The organism is Lentibacillus kimchii (assembly GCF_042666895.1).
In the GTDB taxonomy this organism is placed as follows: Bacteria; Bacillota; Bacilli; order Bacillales; family Amphibacillaceae; genus Lentibacillus; species Lentibacillus kimchii.
This window is the reverse complement of record NZ_JBHTGR010000001.1, coordinates 77,232-92,949: the sequence shown is the minus strand read 5'-3', so window position 1 is coordinate 92,949 and position 15,718 is coordinate 77,232. Positions and strand designations below refer to the sequence as shown.

Here is a 15,718-nt window from a genome sequence, read left to right as displayed (position 1 = left end):
CCAATAAACTTTTTTCCAATTAAACTGTTTTTCTGCTGAATCCATCTACATTCTGGCGTGCCGGCTGATATTTAATAAAATGCCCGCTGAACAAAGGGTCAATACCAGTGATGACCCGCCGTAACTTAAGAAAGGAAGCGTAATACCAGTCACGGGAATCAGCCCGATAACAACGCTGATGTTAATCATAACCTGTATGGATAGCATCGAAACAATGCCAAGTGCCAAAAACTTCCCATGGGCATCTGGTGCTTCCAGTCCAGCTTTGATGCCACGCCAGAATAATAGAGCGAACAAAACAAGGACAAAGGTTCCACCCAGAAACCCTAATTCTTCGCCAATAATTGAGAAAATAAAATCCGTTTGGGGTTCGGGCAGATAAAAATACTTTTGAATACTGTCACCCAGACCAAGTCCCATTAAACCGCCGGGTCCGATGGCATATAATGATTGGATAATCTGGAACCCGTCCCCTAAAGGGTCCTCCCACGGATTGATAAAGGCTGTGACCCGGCTCAGCCGATAAGGGGCCGAGACAATCAGCAGAATAAAGCCAGCCAGTCCTATGAGACCAAGTCCCAAAAAATGCAGCAGCCTGGCACCAGCAGCATAAATCATGACCATGCATGTCCCGACCAGCACAATCCCTGTACCGAGATCCGGCTGCAGCATAATAAGGCCAAATGCTGTGAATACTAGAATTAGCGAAGGGAAAAAGCCTTTTTTAAACGATGTAATATACTTTTGCCGCGAAGATAAAAAAACAGCCAAATAAATAATCAGACCGAGTTTCATAAACTCTGCAGGCTGTATACTGAAAGCACCAACACCAATCCAGCTCCGCGCCCCGCCTCGTATCATACCAATTCCTGGGATCAGAACAGCCAGTAATAATATAAAACAAACAAGCAAAATAACGCTGCTATATTTTTTCCAGGTACTGTAAGGAATCATCATAAATACAAACATCCCGATAATGCCGACAGCTGAAAACAGAAGCTGGCGTTTAAGATAAAAATACGGGTCATCAAATTTATAATCTGTCCATACATAAGACGAACTGTAAACCATTACAATACCAATCAGCAACAATAAAAAAATAATCCCGAGCAGTGCGTAGTCAGGTTTGTTTTTGGAGGAAAAAAGTTGGCGAAACAAAAAAACACCCCGTTTCCACATAATTGGATGGAGGGGCTGTCTTAGCTGCTTATCATGTGATTGGCCACAAAAGGAAACTGGCCTTTCTATTTATGTAAACAAGCCCCTACACTAATGTATGCACGGCTTGTATAAACATGTTACCTCTTTCAGCAAATGTCTGATACTGATCCCAGCTGGCACAAGCTGGTGAAAGTAAAATAACGTCATTATCTTTTGACAGATTATAAGCTTGCTTAACGGCATCCGCCATTGTATAAACGTTTTCTATACTGTCTACACCCGCTTCTGCCGCAGTTCGCGCTAATTTATCCTGCGTCTCACCTATCAGGACCATCCCTTTGACATTTTTTAGGTAAGGCTTCAAATCATCAAATTCGTTGCCGCGGTCAAGACCGCCAGCAATCAGAATCACAGGCTGCGTAAAGGCGTTTAATGCCTTCTGTGTCGCAAGCAGATTCGTTGCCTTAGAGTCATTATAAAATAATCGGTTGTTTAGATTTGTCACAAACTGAAGCCGGTGTCTCACCCCAGCAAACGTTGTCAGGACATCCGCAATTGCCTCGTTAGAAGCACCGCTCAGCTTGGCAGCACAGATAGCAGCAAGAATGTTTTCCAGGTTATGATCACCCGCCAGGGCTATATGACGCTTTGCGATAATTTCTTCATTTTTGTAGTAAATACTTGTCTCATCGGCCCAAGCTCCTTCATTAAGCCGTTTAGTTAAAGAGAAAGGAATTTTGACCGATTCAGCAGACATGACAGCTTCTGCGACAACAGCGTTATCAGCATTATACACTAAATAATCATCAGTTGTCTGATTAATAAAAATCCTGCTCTTGGCATTTTTATAATTCTCAAATGTCTTATGGTAATCAAGATGCGCCTCAAAAATATTTAAAAGCACCGCTATTTTAGGTTTAAATCTGTTAATCCCCAGCAACTGAAACGATGATAATTCCAGAACCAATTTTTCATCTTTTTCAAGTGCTTGAGCTGCTTCTGAGGCAGCATACCCAATATTACCGGCAGCTTTAACAGGTTGATGGCCTTTTTGCAGCATCTCCGCTGTAAGCGTCGTGGTCGTTGTCTTGCCATTGGAACCAGTGATCCCGATGATATCAGTATCAGCCAGGCTTCCGGCAAGCTCAATTTCCGTCATGATCGGGATACCCCGGCTAGAGGCCTCCTGCAACAGTGGCATATCATAAGTGATCCCAGGATTTTTAATGATGGCATCAATACCATCCAGAACCTCTAGAGGATGTGAACCTGTTATAACCTCAGCTCCCATTGCTGTCAATTCCTGAACCACCGGATCATCCAGTGCTGTATGTTTATCGTTAACACGCACATGCTTTTCGTTTTGCAGTAATAGCCTGGCGGCAGCCGTTCCGCTCTTCGCCAAGCCCAATACAAGTATATGACTGTAAGGGAAATTTTTTAACTCTTTCAACCTATCCACACCTCAATATATATACCGAGCGCTGCAAAAATCAGACCAATCATCCAAAAAGTGGTCACAACGCGCCATTCTGACCACCCCAGTAACTCATAATGATGATGCAGCGGACTCATTTTAAAAATTCGCTTTCCAGTTATCTTAAACGACAGAACTTGAAGAATGACTGACAGCGTCTCGATAACAAACACGCCGCCTACAATCACTAAAATGATTTCCAGCTTCGTTAAAATCGCAATAGCGGCCAGACCACCGCCTAGGGCAAGTGAGCCTGTATCCCCCATAAATACTTTGGCAGGATGGGCGTTAAAGACTAAAAAGCCCAATAGAGCGCCAACTGCTGCTAATGCAAAGATGGCGATCTCGTTTTGCGGGATCCCATACCAGGCCAGTATCCCAAAAGCCCCAAACGCAATCGCTGCCGTACCTGCAAGCAGTCCATCGAGTCCATCCGTTAAATTAACGGCATTGGATGCCCCAACGAGCATCACTATGGTCAAGAGCGCATAGCCCCAGCCAAGATCCCACTGGACAGAGGTGCCCGGAATTTGAATGTAGGTAGCATAATCATTCATATGTAAAATAAAATAAAAGACAAGTGCTATCACAATTTGTCCTATCATTTTCTGTTTTGACGTCAGACCCAGGTTTCGCTTCATCGCGACTTTAATGAAATCATCCAGAAACCCGAGAAATCCGTAACCGGCCATCACAAAAATAAGCAGCCACGTTTCATAGCCAATCGAGCTACTGGATTTACCGACCATAATAAGCGATGTGACAGCAACACTGATAACAATCATAACACCGCCCATCGTAGGCGTACCGTCTTTCTTCAGATGTGACTGGGGTCCTTCGTCCCTAATGCTCTGACCAAACTTCAAACGCCGTAAAAAGGGAATGAAAATCGGTGACAGAAGGACGGTGATCAAAAATGATATCGCAATTGTCATCATTAATACATAGATACTCACTGTTTCTCCTCCTCTTGCAGCAACCGTCCATAGTTTTTTCGTTCATTCACTGAAATGGTCAACCAAAACTTCAAATTGCATGCCTCGTGACGCTTTGAACAAGATGAGCACACCATCTCTGGCATACGCCGCAACAGCATTCTCAAGCGTTTCTTTTGAAGCAGCATGCCGGCAATCAATTGATGGATAGCGCTGCTTGACAGCTGAGGAAATCTCACCGGCATGGTTTCCTATTGTAAAGACAGCAGTGACAGAAGAATCAATGCTGTCTGCCACTGAACGGTGCAGCTGTTTGGATCTGTCGCCAAGTTCAAACATATCACCCAGAATGAGCACTTTTTCATTGAAGCCTCTCAGATGTCTGACAACGTTGATACTTGCTCTCATAGACGTCGGTGAGGCATTATATGCATCGTTAATTAGAGAAGAACCATTTCTGCCGTTTATTAATTCAAACCGCATAGATGTCTTCTCCGGTGCCGACAGACCCTGTTTAATTTTCGCATGGTTTATGTTGAGCAGTTTGCCAATCGTAACCGCAAATGCTGCATTCAGCGCATGATGCCTGCCGAGCAGCGGGGTACTGTAGTCACAATCACCGGACAGCTGAAACCATGTCGAGTTGATTGTTACATTTACCGCTTTGATTATGACGTCATTGCTGTCACCAAAACCGCACGCCAGAACATGAGGCTTGTCGTGAACACTGTTTAACAGCTCCTCATCACCATCAATCAATAAACAACCTTGATCTGTCATGCCTTGAACAATTTCGAGCTTGGCTTCAGCAATGCCTTCTCTTGAACCTAAGTATTCAATATGTGACTCACCAATATTTGTGATGACAGCATAATCAGGTTTAGCTATGTGACTAAGTGCAGCGATTTCACCTGCATGATTCATACCCATTTCCGTCACGACTACTTCGGTATCGGCCGGCATGGATAAAATCGTCAGCGGGACACCAATCTGGTTGTTCAGGTTACCTTCCGTATAGTGGGTTTTAAACGATGTCCGGATAATTGAGGCAAGTAAATCTTTTGTTGTTGTCTTGCCATTTGACCCGGTTACAGCAATAACTTCAGGTTTCACCAGGTCCCGATATGCTGTTGCAAGCTGTTGCAGAGCAATCAAGGTGTTTTCCACGTAAAAAACAGGGAAATCATCCGGTAAAGCAATGGGCAGCTGTTTATTTTTTTGCCACAGTACTGCGACAGCGCCATTACTGACAGCCTGCTCCACATAATCATGGCCGTCAAAACGATCGCCGGTTAAAGGAACAAACAAAGCGTTCTCAGTTTGCTTTCGGCTGTCGGTCGTCACCTCCAGAATCGCAATTGCCGTCTTGAATGCTTCTTTGCCCTGGCCAGTCATAGTCTCTGCAAGCCACTCTGTTGTAAACAGCATCATTGATCCTCCTTCAGATTCCGGCTCTGAATCGCTTCCTGTGCCACTTCGCGGTCGTCGAAATGATGCTGAGTATGATGGATTTCCTGATACGTTTCATGCCCTTTTCCGGCAATCAAGATAATGTCGCCTGTTTCTCCCTGATTAACGGCGCGGGATATAGCTTCCCGCCGATTTTCGATTATGACATAATTATCTGTCTGACACCCGGCAGCCATGTCATCCAAAATCGCCAGTGGAGCTTCCGTACGCGGATTATCGGATGTGAAGATAGCCTGATCCGCGTACTTAAGGGCAATCGATGCCATTACTGGCCGTTTTGCCTTGTCACGATCACCGCCGCAGCCAACAACGGCATAGACGTTATGTTTAGTAAAGCCTCGAATCGTTTGCAGCACGTTCTCTAATGAATCAGGCGTATGAGCATAGTCGACAATAACGGCATAATCCTGATCCCCGTCAACTGGTTCAAATCGGCCACTCACACCTGACATTTGATCAAGTGCCTTTTTAATAACCGCAAGCGGTATTCCAGCACTTATGGCAGCAGCACTTGCCGCCAGCATATTATACACATTGAATTGACCGATCAGGCTGCTGTTAATTAGCACAGAACCAGCCGGTGTGTTTAAGGTAAATGTGGTTTTCATTACATCTAAATAAATATTGTCCGCTCTTACCTGTGCATCAACTCCGCAGCCGTACGTTAAAATATGCTGAGCTGTGCTTTTCTTCAAAAAGCCGCTGTGAGCATCATCCTCATTTATAACAGCAAACTTTTTTTGGTTGCTGTTATAAGTATTCCCTAACTGGGCAAACAAAAGACTTTTGGCATGTAAATAATCATTCATATCGTGGTGATAGTCCAGATGATCCTGTGAGAGGTTTGTAAACACAGCTATATCAAAATCGCAACCGTGAACCCTTCCCATATCCAAAGCATGGGAGGACACCTCCATGATAGCTGTTTCAACGTGTTCATCAACCATGTCCTGAAATGTTTTTTGTAACGAGAGCGCATCAGGCGTTGTATTATCGACAGGATAAGCATTATCTCCAATTTTCTTTTGAATGGTTCCAATGACACCTGTTTTCTTTTCAAATTCTTTAAAGATCGACTCCAGCAAATAAGTGACCGTCGTTTTGCCATTCGTTCCAGTAACACCAATAAGCGGGATTTGCTGTGTAGGATACCCATAAAATCTGACAGCCATTTTAGCCATTATCCGGGATGTATCGGCCACCTGGATAACCGGAACAGAGGCTGTCACTTCTTTTTCTGAAAGAATTGCAGAGGCCCCCTGCTTCACAGCTTCTTCCACAAAATCATGACCATCAACTGTATAGCCTGTGATACAAACAAACAGACTTCCTTCTGTAACCTGTCTGGAATCAGCCTTAACTGTATTAATGTCGATTTCGCTTATATCACCGTCTGCATAATAAAACGGCAATACCTCAAGTAAATCCTGTAATTTCATACCAAACACCCTATTCTGAACTGCATTCGTAAGCAGTAACCGGTACACACCGGTTACTGTCTTCTGAAGTTAACATTTCTCGTTATCAGCAGGATGAATACCTGCACTGAATAAGTTCCACCTTATTATAGCAAAAAAACGAGCGGTTCACGATGCATTTTTGTCAGATAGATAAATTCTAATTTTTTCTCCTTTTTCAACTTTTGTACCCGGGTTTGGTTCCTGATCGACAATATAGTCCCCCGAACCGCTCGTTTCAATCGATAAGTTTGTCTGGTATTCCATCAATTCATGTTTATCGATGCCTATCAGATCCGGCACTTCAACTTTGGGTTCATCCGGCCAAGTATACTCTTTTTCTGGTCCCTCATCACGTGGTTCTACATCCATCTCTCTTAAGCTGTCACCAATAATATTGCCCACGATCGGTGCTGAAACAACACCGCCAAATTGAGAGGTGTCTTTCGGATTATCCACCGCTACATAGACAACGATTTCCGGATCATCAGCTGGTGCGAATCCCATAAAGGAGACAATATAGTTATTTGCCAAGTAATTGCCATCAGGACCTACTTTCTGAGCAGTACCGGTTTTACCGCCAACACGGTAGTCATCAACATAGGCAGAACGGCCAGTTCCCTCAGCAACAACCGTTTCAAGTGTTTTTCGCACCTCTTTCGATGTATCCTTAGAAATAATATTTTCTTTTAATACAGGTTCCTCTTCCTCCACGACTTCTTCCGTTTGTGGATCGAGCCATTTTTCTGCTATATGGGGCTCATATAATTTACCGCCATTGACCGCTGCGGAAACAGCCATCACCTGCTGAATTGGCGTTACCGAAACGCCCTGACCAAATGACGTTGTAGCCAGTTCAATCTGCCCAATATTATCGGGGTCAAATAGAATGCCATTTCCCTCTCCTCGCAAATCAACGCCTGTTTTCTTTCCAAACCCGAAATCATCAATATAGCTGAATAATCTTTCCTTGCCAAGGTCGAGTCCCATTTGGACAAATCCGGGGTTACAGGAATTCTGTACAACTTCGAGATACGACTGGCGTCCGTGCCCGCCGCTTTTCCAGCAATGCAGCTGTGTCCCATCGACAGAAATAGCGCCATCATCATAGAATTCGTCTTCATCTAGGTCAACGACATTTTCTTCAAGCGCCGAGGCCAGCGTAATAATTTTAAATGTGGATCCTGGCTCGTAAGTTTTCCATATCGGCAAATTGCGGTCATATATTTCCGGATCAGTATTTTGATAATTCTCCGGGTCAAAATTAGGCCGTGTCGCCATTCCCAATACCCCGCCGTTATCAGGGTCCACTGCAATGGCCAGAGCACCATCCGGATCATATTCTGAGACAGCAAGATCCAGTTCCCGCTCCATAATCGTCTGGACGCTAGAGTCGATTGTTGTTTTCAGGTCCATACCATCTTCTGGCGCTTGATAATCATCTGCTATTTGATCGAGTTTCTGGCCTTTGGCATCTGAATAAAATGATAAACTGCCTGATTCACCATCAAGCTTGTCATTATAATACTGTTCCAGCCCCATCAATCCCTGGTTATCGATACCAGCAAATCCCAGCACATGAGATAAATAATCGTCATAAGGATAATGACGCTTCGAATCTTTTGCTAAGTAGATCCCGTCTAAATTCAATGTTCTGAAAGCTTCTTCCTGTTCATCGCTTATTTTTCTTCCGTCCGGGTGCACTCTTGTATAAACAGCATCCTTGGTTACATAGTCGTAGGCATCCTGTTCGGAGATACCAAGTATATCAGCCATTTCCTCTGCTGTGTTCTGTGGATGTTTGATTTGTTTCGGAACGACAATCACGGAAGGGGCGGTCACATTTTCCGCTAATACATCACCATGCCTGTCCAGGATGTTTCCGCGTTCCGGCTCAAACGTGATATCCCGGCTCCATGATTCATCGGCAAGTTCCATCAGGTCATCTCCCAAAACAAATTGCACATAGCCAAGACGGACAGAAATAATCGTGAACATTAGCAAACCAGCAAGAAAAACGAAAATCATACGTTTCCTTACCGTTACAGACGATACACGCTTCATGATCAAACCCCTTTTCGTATTCATAGGTAGGCTTGTATTACAGTATGAAGACGATAAAGGGAATAGAACTCACACTGGCTGTCATACATAAAAAAACATGCCATGTCCTCTAAAAGGACATGGCATATTTATGGCGAGCTGCTTGCATCATCGTTTTTTTCCGCCGGGGACTCATCAGGCGGCTTTAGTTCAACACCGAGATAGTCACCTTTTGTCAAATCTTGTCCTTCAGCAATACTTTGTTTAACGACATAACCATGCCCCATTGGTTCGAAATCCAAGTCCAGCAAGTCAGCAAGTTCTGAGATATCTCTGAGTGACCAGCCGGCTATATCCGGCATCTTCGGCTCATTCGTCACGAGAATGATTCGATCACCTGGCACCAGTTTATCACCTTTAACCGCACTGGCTTGTTTGATCTGATTGCCAGAGCCAATAACTGACACATTCAGCCCTGTATCAGCTAGTGCATCCTTAACAGCGCCGGTCTTGCGATTCATGATCTGCGGCAGCTTAACTGGCTCAATCTCTTTCGTCGTTTTCTTGTCTGGATCAATGTCCAAATAATGCAAGCTGCTCCGCATAACATTTTTAAAGATAAACGAGACTGGAGCTGAACCTGTTTCGTCACGGGCAATATCAGGCTGTTCAACCGATACATACACCATTAATTGCGGATCATCCTTGGGTGCCATGCCTAGAAAGGAAAACCGGCTGTTGCCATGACCCCTTAGCAAGGTGCCATTTTTATAGAGCTGTGACGTTCCGGTTTTGCCCACAACATTGTATTCTTTTAGCCGATATTCCTTGCCAGTCCCGTTCTCTGAACTGACTACTGATTGCATAAGATTAAGCATCTTGTGTGATGTGTCTTTGGAAATAGGTTTAGAAACAACGTTCGCTTTTTTATCATCTGCCTTATCACCAGAGGATCCATCAGAGGGTTTGGAAATCACATAGGGTTTCACCATTTTGCCCCCATTGGCAAAGGCGCTGGCTGCCTTCATTTGCTGAATCGGTGTGACAGTACTGGCCTGACCAAATGCTGTTACAATTTTATCACGCGGATAGTTATAAACGAGTTTACCAGTTTTTTCACCGGGTAGATCAATGCCTGTTTTGCTATCGAAGTCAAATGCCTTCCAATAATCCAGGAATTTCTCTGTACCAATCTTTTCCCACAAAAGCTTGGCTGCGGCAACGTTGGATGAGCGGGTAAATCCTTCATCATATGTAATGGATCCCCAGCCTTCACCGCCATTATGATCCCTGATCGGCGTAACGCGATCACTAACTTTATATGTTCCTGACTTAAACCATTCGTCACCCTGATAGACGCCTTCTTCAATGGCAGCTGACCATGTAAACATCTTCATAGTCGATCCGGGTTCAAATGGTGTGGCAATGGCATCATTATACCAATTTTCGACATCCGCGGGATTGTTGGGGTCATAGCTCGGCCGATTGCTCATAGCCAGTATCTCCCCGGTTTTTGGATCCATAACCGTTGCCGTCATGCTTTCAGGATCATATTTCTTGTCCATTTGCGTCATCGCATCTTCCAGTAATGTCTGTATTTTCTGGTCAATAGTCAGGTGAATATTGTTGCCGTCCTCAGCCGGTTGTACAACTTCGTTCGGATGTAATAACTTTGTGTTGTAAAAATCATGTTCATAGGAAATAGAGCCATCTTTACCAGTGAGTTTGTCATTCATTTGCTGCTCAATTCCGGTAACACCGTTAAATGTTTTATCGTCCTTTCGGGCAAAACCAATGATATGGGAGGCAAATTTGCCATTCGGATAATAACGTATAGGCTCTTCTTTAAACGTAATACCCGGCAAGTCCAGCTTCTCTATCTTTTCCTTTGTTTCCTGTGATAAATCTTTGCCAGCCGTCCCAAATTCCACTTGAAACCGGTCTTCTTTAATCCCTTTTTTTAGTTCCTGGAGCAGATATGATTTATCGGCATCCAGTATAGGGGCCAGTTTTCCAGCCGTTTTACCGGGATTTTGAACATGATGCGGGTTATCCTCATTCTGCGTACGTGAATCATCAACAATCGCCTGCATACGATAGGCAGGACGGTCATAAGCAAGGGTCATGCCATTCCGGTCATAAATTTTCCCTCGTTCAGCATCAAGCGTGTGAGATGCTGTTCGATTTTCTTTCGCCATTTTTTCCAATGAAACACCATCAATTTCACCCGTAGCTTGAATATAAAGAAACCTGCCGGCTATCAGCAAAAACAGCCCACTGAATAAAACCATTAATATACCGGACATGATGCGTGCATTCTTATTTTTTCTCATAAACATGCGCCTCGTTTACTTACTGTTGTACGCTGTTGCCTGTTTTACCTTAGCATCCTGTATTTTCAGACCATTTTCTTTAGCAATGCGAGTGATCCGCTCAGGGCGCCTCAATTGTTTTTCTTTATAAACGAGTTCTTCATTGGTCACTTTTTGCTGTTCGACGGTCTGTTCCAGCGATTCCACTTTCCTGTTTAACGTATCTGTCGAAGAGGCAAAAGAGACAATATAGATACAGGAAACGATCAGTATTGCTGCAGCTATCATATACAGCACCTTTTCTCCCTTTGTAATCCAGCGTTTTTTGGCGACCCGGACAACCGTCTGCTTGTCCTGGTCCGGTTCCGTTGATGTATAAGTTGATTCCCAGCGGCGGGCGAGATTATCATTCAAGATTTTTTCCACCCCTCTTCATATGTAAAGTCGTCATCCCAATCATCAATTTTTTCGGCAATCCGCAGTTTAGCTGAATGTGACCGCCTATTGTCATTTTGTTCTTTTTCCCCGGGTACAATCGGTTTTTTATTAACCAGTTCAAACGGCGGCTGATGGTCATCTGGTATAACGGGTAAGTTTTTTGGAACAGGTTTTGCTGTGCTCCATTTTTTGAACGCTTGTTTACAAGCCCTGTCCTCCAGTGAGTGAAAAGAAATCACGGCAATCCTGCCATTGATCGCAACTGACCTCGCTGCCTGATGCAGAGCATCACTGAAAGCGCCCAGTTCGTCGTTAACAGCAATCCGCAATGCCTGAAAAACACGTTTCGCAGGATGACCGCCTTTTCTGCGGGCCGGGGCGGGAATTGCCTCTTTAATCAGATCCACCAATTCATAAGTCGTTTCAATGGGGCTCGTTTGTCTTGCCGTTTCAATTTTACGCGCGATTTGTTTGGAAAATTTCTCTTCACCATAATGAAAAAATACCTTCACCAACTGCTGATAAGACCAGTTATTGACGAGCTCCTGAGCATCCAGTTCCTGGTTCTGGTCCATTCGCATATCCAGCCTGGCATTATGCTGGTAGCTAAAACCCCTCTCACCACGATCAAGCTGTGGAGAAGATACCCCGAGATCGAACAGGATGCCATCAACATGGTTAATGCTGTTGGCTGCCAAGTAATCTTCCAGTCTTCTGAAATTAGCATGAATGAACCGGACGCGATCCTTGTACGGATGCAGACGGGATTTGGCAGCTTCCAGAGCTTCCAAATCCTGGTCAAAGGCAAGTAATTTACCTCTATCACTCAGCCGAGCGGCGATTTGTTCGGCATGACCACCGCCGCCTGCCGTGCAGTCTACATATATACCGTCTGGTTTTATAGCCAGTCCATCGACAACTTCGGTTTCTAATACACTGTTGTGATCAAACATGCATGTCACCCGTCTTCTGTCTTAATAGGTTTTAGATGTCAAAATCAAGCAGGTTCTCAGCAATATCACTGAAAGATTCCTCCGAATTACTGAAATAATCATCCCAGTTTTCCTGTGCCCAAAATTCCACACGATCAGACACACCAATGACAACACATGCCTTATCAAGGGATGCATAGTCCCGAAGAGGCTGTGGAATGTTTATTCTTCCCTGTTTGTCTACCTCACATTCCACAGCTCCTGAGAAGAAAAATCTGGTAAAGGCACGAGCGTCTTTTTTTGTTAGCGGGAGTTTCTTCAATTTTTCTTCAAGTAATTTCCATTCATCCATAGGGTAGGCGAACAAGCATTTATCCAGTCCACGGGTGACAATAAAACTCTCTCCAAGCTTTTCACGAAACTTGGCTGGCACAATGATGCGTCCTTTCGTATCAATAGTGTGCTGGAATTCACCCATGAACACAGCAAGCCACCCCACCTTCTTACACACATGTTACCACATTCCCCCACAATTCACCACTGTATTTTGAAATTTTATTTATCAAAGCCTGAAATAAACCAAACGTCATGCACTGATTGGCCCAATACAGGTTCCATAAATACAGCATTTTGTTATAAAAAAGGGCTCTGGCGTTATATCGGCATAAAAAACCTTCCACCGCTTCATTTGCAGAAGTGGTGGAAGGTGGGGAAATAATAGGCTTATAAATAAACAAGGTGGTGATCGGCGTTGAATGAACATGTTTCTTTAGCCAAATCATTGATAAAACAGGGACCATATTCATTCAGCCACCATAATGGGTTCCAGATCCGTTCCTGAAGGCCGTTATGCGGACGAACAACCTGCTGAACAACATCAAATTCATTCAGCTGCTGTGCATATTGGTCTTCAATAGCACGGTTTATACGACTTTCCAAGTAGTCAATATGCTCATTCAGATAATAAAGATTTTTATCAGCTAGTTCCCCTATATCAGTACGTGTATCTCTTGCAATATCACGTATGGGTTTATGAGCCTGATCAACAGCTTCTTTAACTGAAGCTGTAAGCTGTTGCAGAGGCGGATTGCTCCGCGCAGCCAGCCACTGGATTTTAAACGATTCGGTACCTTGATTAACGGCACTTGCAGCATTGAGGTTGTGCTTCTGGATCACCTTTTCCACACGACGGTCAACGAATGTCAGCGACAAACGCGGAAGAACCGGTGGCATTTCCATATCAACCGCATCAAAGGCAGGCTTTAAAGCAGACCAGTAACCAACTTCACCAGGTCCTCCAATAAAGGCAAGCGTCGGAAATAGCCATTCCTGCATCAGCGGCCTGGTCACCACATTATTGCTGAGCTGTTCCGGATGGTAACTAGCAGTCGCACGCATCTCATCTGTTGTTAATAAAACGTCTCCCTGCTTGCCTATCCAGTTCCCTTCCTCATCTCTTAGCAACAATCGCCGATCCAGTCCGTCATGATAAAAAAGATGGGCATCATCCGGGTTTGTCTCCAGAGACACAGCATACCCCTTTTGGTTCAGTATATTTAATGCCTTGTTGACACCTGTGGCAATCGCGCTTTGCTTTTCAATCAGTTCAAGAAAATGATCCTGTTCTATCTTTCGCAGGCCGGGGTCAGCTGAATTTACAAGCACAAGACCTTCATCAGTAAACAATTGATAAAGGACTCTGGCAAAGAAGTCAACATACGTCACGGACTGCTGTAAACAGTTTTCAATGGACTGGTACAAATTTTGCGTATAACTTGTCTCACGCAACTGCTCGAACAGCTGATCAACCCAATCATTCGCAGCTGATTTATCAATAGCAATATCCGACACCGACGTATTCTCAGTAACCTGCTGTGCCAGTCTGTATTTGCTCAGCCCTTTATCTTCCGGCAGATAAATATGATCAATCTCAGCGAAATCATGGTCTTCCCCAGCAATCCAAAAGACAGGTATAACCGGTTTTCCAAGCTCCTCTTCCTGCTTTCTGGCAAATTGTATGATCGAGATGATTTTATTAACGGTATACATCGGCCCTGTCAAAAGGCCGGCCTGCTGACCGCCAATAGCGACAACACTATCATCACCCTTTAAGCGTTCTATATTGCGAAACGTTGCTTCAGGAGCATCCCACCGCTGATTCATCGTGATTAATGCATCAGCCAGGCGGCTGCGGTCGATTGATTTTTGCTGTAAGCTGTTGGCTCTCGAACGGTACGTGCCTTGAAGGTATGGGTCATATGTAAAATGTTCCATTATATTTTCGCGTTGCTGGCGATAATCATTAATGAGTGTACTCTGTTCCGTTAATGATATGGGTGTGATCCGCATAAATCGCATGCTCCTTTTAATCGTAGTCATTATCGCAGTCAAATCTGTCCATTATATATTGTACATAAACGCGCGACCAGATGCATTTAATCTGTTTTCATGGTTAAACTATAACGAGTTAGAACGAAAGAATCAATCCGGTCAAAACAAGCAGACAATACAATCCCAAAAACAGCAGGAAGCAAATTCGCCAGAAAAATGTAAAGACATTCCGAAAGACAATTTCCTGACGCAGCTTCCAATGCACAACCACAATAATTGTAAACAGCGTTAATAATAATGCTATCATAACACCTGTAAACGATTGGCCAAAAATAATGTTAAACATTACGAGAACCGCTATAAGATAAAACGCGGTTGTCCAGTCGACTGCCGTATGAACAGCTCGCGATTTATGTTTGTAAACATTTAGGCTGACAGCATAAACAAACAAGGTTGCGATAATGGGCAGAGTCACCACAAAAGCCAAGATATAAACAGCAGTATCCCAGATTATCATCAGTTTTGTAACCTCTTTTCCAAATGAACAGCCTCTAACAGACTGACAATTTTAGCGAAAATACACAATCTCACGTTTCTGCCATTCCATTTATAGCACTTATATATTATAATTAATTATAAAGTATTTCTAATACTTCTGACTCAGGGAGGCTGATAATTTGAACGTTGAGCGACTTTTAATTAATTACAAAACACTGGAGCAATTTAAGCGATTTAAAGAATATGGCAATCAGGAATTGTCCATGCTCGAGGATTTTCAGAATAATATTATTGAAAATGACAGTGAATCACCGTTTTACGGGATCTATATGGGACATAATCTGATTGCCCGGATGAGCTTGTACAAAGTTAAAGCCAAATATGATGCTTTCTTCCACCCGCCCCAGGATTATCTTGAACTGTGGAAGCTGGAAGTTTTACCGGATTACCGGGGCAGAGATTATGGAAAGGCCATGGTGGATTTTGCTAAACGTTTTCAGATGCCGATCAAGACAAATCCACGGATTAATTCGCACGGCTTTTGGGAAAAGATGGGCTTTCAAAAACCTAAGTATGAAATGGAAAGAGATCTTGGCGGAAATCCGCTTATCTGGATGCCCGAAGGTGTTCAGGAAAAACAGGATACATGATACAGACGTTCGCT

Annotated in this window: 13 protein-coding genes; 1 reads left to right on the top strand and 12 read right to left on the bottom strand. The window is 43.9% G+C overall.

The genetic code is table 11. The features are described 5' to 3' along the window. Positions 1-45: 45 nt before the first annotated feature. The 12 genes from spoVE to ACFQU8_RS00465 form a co-directional block, all read right to left on the bottom strand. Positions 46-1,158, bottom strand: a complete 1,113-nt coding sequence (gene spoVE, locus ACFQU8_RS00520) for a stage V sporulation protein E (protein WP_382357197.1) — start codon at positions 1,156-1,158, stop codon at positions 46-48. Positions 1,159-1,264: 106 nt separating this feature from the next. Next, positions 1,265-2,614 carry a UDP-N-acetylmuramoyl-L-alanine--D-glutamate ligase gene (gene murD / locus ACFQU8_RS00515; protein WP_382357196.1) on the bottom strand — a complete coding sequence of 450 codons (1,350 nt, stop codon included), beginning with the start codon at positions 2,612-2,614 and terminating at the stop codon, positions 1,265-1,267. After that, positions 2,611-3,576 (bottom strand): phospho-N-acetylmuramoyl-pentapeptide-transferase, encoded by a 966-nt coding sequence (mraY, locus tag ACFQU8_RS00510; protein ID WP_382357361.1) that lies wholly within the window; start codon positions 3,574-3,576, stop codon positions 2,611-2,613. The genes murD and mraY overlap by 4 nt, the downstream gene beginning before the upstream one ends. Positions 3,577-3,636: 60 nt before the next feature. After that, the gene (locus tag ACFQU8_RS00505; RefSeq protein ID WP_382357195.1) at positions 3,637-5,001 is read right to left on the bottom strand and encodes a UDP-N-acetylmuramoyl-tripeptide--D-alanyl-D-alanine ligase; all 1,365 of its coding nucleotides are present in this window, start codon (positions 4,999-5,001) and stop codon (positions 3,637-3,639) included. After that, positions 5,001-6,482 (bottom strand): UDP-N-acetylmuramoyl-L-alanyl-D-glutamate--2,6-diaminopimelate ligase, encoded by a 1,482-nt coding sequence (locus ACFQU8_RS00500; RefSeq protein ID WP_382357194.1) that lies wholly within the window; start codon positions 6,480-6,482, stop codon positions 5,001-5,003. The genes ACFQU8_RS00505 and ACFQU8_RS00500 overlap by 1 nt, the downstream gene beginning before the upstream one ends. Positions 6,483-6,629: 147 nt before the next feature. Then, positions 6,630-8,564, bottom strand: a complete 1,935-nt coding sequence (locus ACFQU8_RS00495; protein ID WP_382357193.1) for a stage V sporulation protein D — start codon at positions 8,562-8,564, stop codon at positions 6,630-6,632. A gap of 128 nt (positions 8,565-8,692) precedes the next feature. Then, positions 8,693-10,876 (bottom strand): penicillin-binding protein, encoded by a 2,184-nt coding sequence (locus tag ACFQU8_RS00490; RefSeq protein ID WP_382357192.1) that lies wholly within the window; start codon positions 10,874-10,876, stop codon positions 8,693-8,695. A 15-nt stretch (positions 10,877-10,891) separates the two neighbouring features. Then, positions 10,892-11,269 (bottom strand): cell division protein FtsL, encoded by a 378-nt coding sequence (gene ftsL / locus ACFQU8_RS00485; RefSeq protein WP_382357191.1) that lies wholly within the window; start codon positions 11,267-11,269, stop codon positions 10,892-10,894. Then, positions 11,266-12,246, bottom strand: a complete 981-nt coding sequence (gene rsmH, locus ACFQU8_RS00480; protein WP_382357190.1) for a 16S rRNA (cytosine(1402)-N(4))-methyltransferase RsmH — start codon at positions 12,244-12,246, stop codon at positions 11,266-11,268. The genes ftsL and rsmH overlap by 4 nt, the downstream gene beginning before the upstream one ends. Positions 12,247-12,277: 31 nt before the next feature. After that, complete coding sequence (mraZ, locus tag ACFQU8_RS00475) at positions 12,278-12,709, bottom strand: division/cell wall cluster transcriptional repressor MraZ (RefSeq protein WP_382357360.1); 432 nt, start codon at positions 12,707-12,709, stop codon at positions 12,278-12,280. 239 nt (positions 12,710-12,948) lie between these two features. Further along, positions 12,949-14,574: a bacillithiol biosynthesis cysteine-adding enzyme BshC gene (gene bshC / locus ACFQU8_RS00470; RefSeq protein WP_382357189.1), complete on the bottom strand. Its 1,626-nt coding sequence runs from the start codon at positions 14,572-14,574 to the stop codon at positions 12,949-12,951. A 118-nt stretch (positions 14,575-14,692) separates the two neighbouring features. Beyond that, the gene (locus ACFQU8_RS00465) at positions 14,693-15,073 is read right to left on the bottom strand and encodes a DUF3397 domain-containing protein (protein ID WP_382357188.1); all 381 of its coding nucleotides are present in this window, start codon (positions 15,071-15,073) and stop codon (positions 14,693-14,695) included. 160 nt (positions 15,074-15,233) lie between these two features. Between ACFQU8_RS00465 and ACFQU8_RS00460 the strand changes: the two genes are divergently transcribed. Further along, positions 15,234-15,704: an N-acetyltransferase gene (locus tag ACFQU8_RS00460; RefSeq protein ID WP_382357187.1), complete on the top strand. Its 471-nt coding sequence runs from the start codon at positions 15,234-15,236 to the stop codon at positions 15,702-15,704. Positions 15,705-15,718 lie beyond the last annotated feature (14 nt).

What these genes read in the sequence shown, in the direction of transcription:
- ACFQU8_RS00490 (WP_382357192.1), bottom strand. Translation starts at nt 10,876, where the DNA reads ATGAGAAAAAATAAGAATGCACGCATCATGTCCGGTATATTAATGGTT.
- ACFQU8_RS00495 (WP_382357193.1), bottom strand. Translation starts at nt 8,564, where the DNA reads ATGAAGCGTGTATCGTCTGTAACGGTAAGGAAACGTATGATTTTCGTT.
- mraY (WP_382357361.1), bottom strand. Translation starts at nt 3,576, where the DNA reads ATGATGACAATTGCGATATCATTTTTGATCACCGTCCTTCTGTCACCG.
- ACFQU8_RS00505 (WP_382357195.1), bottom strand. Translation starts at nt 5,001, where the DNA reads ATGCTGTTTACAACAGAGTGGCTTGCAGAGACTATGACTGGCCAGGGC.
- ACFQU8_RS00500 (WP_382357194.1), bottom strand. Translation starts at nt 6,482, where the DNA reads ATGAAATTACAGGATTTACTTGAGGTATTGCCGTTTTATTATGCAGAC.
- bshC (WP_382357189.1), bottom strand. Translation starts at nt 14,574, where the DNA reads ATGCGGATCACACCCATATCATTAACGGAACAGAGTACACTCATTAAT.
- ACFQU8_RS00465 (WP_382357188.1), bottom strand. Translation starts at nt 15,073, where the DNA reads ATGATAATCTGGGATACTGCTGTTTATATCTTGGCTTTTGTGGTGACT.
- rsmH (WP_382357190.1), bottom strand. Translation starts at nt 12,246, where the DNA reads ATGTTTGATCACAACAGTGTATTAGAAACCGAAGTTGTCGATGGACTG.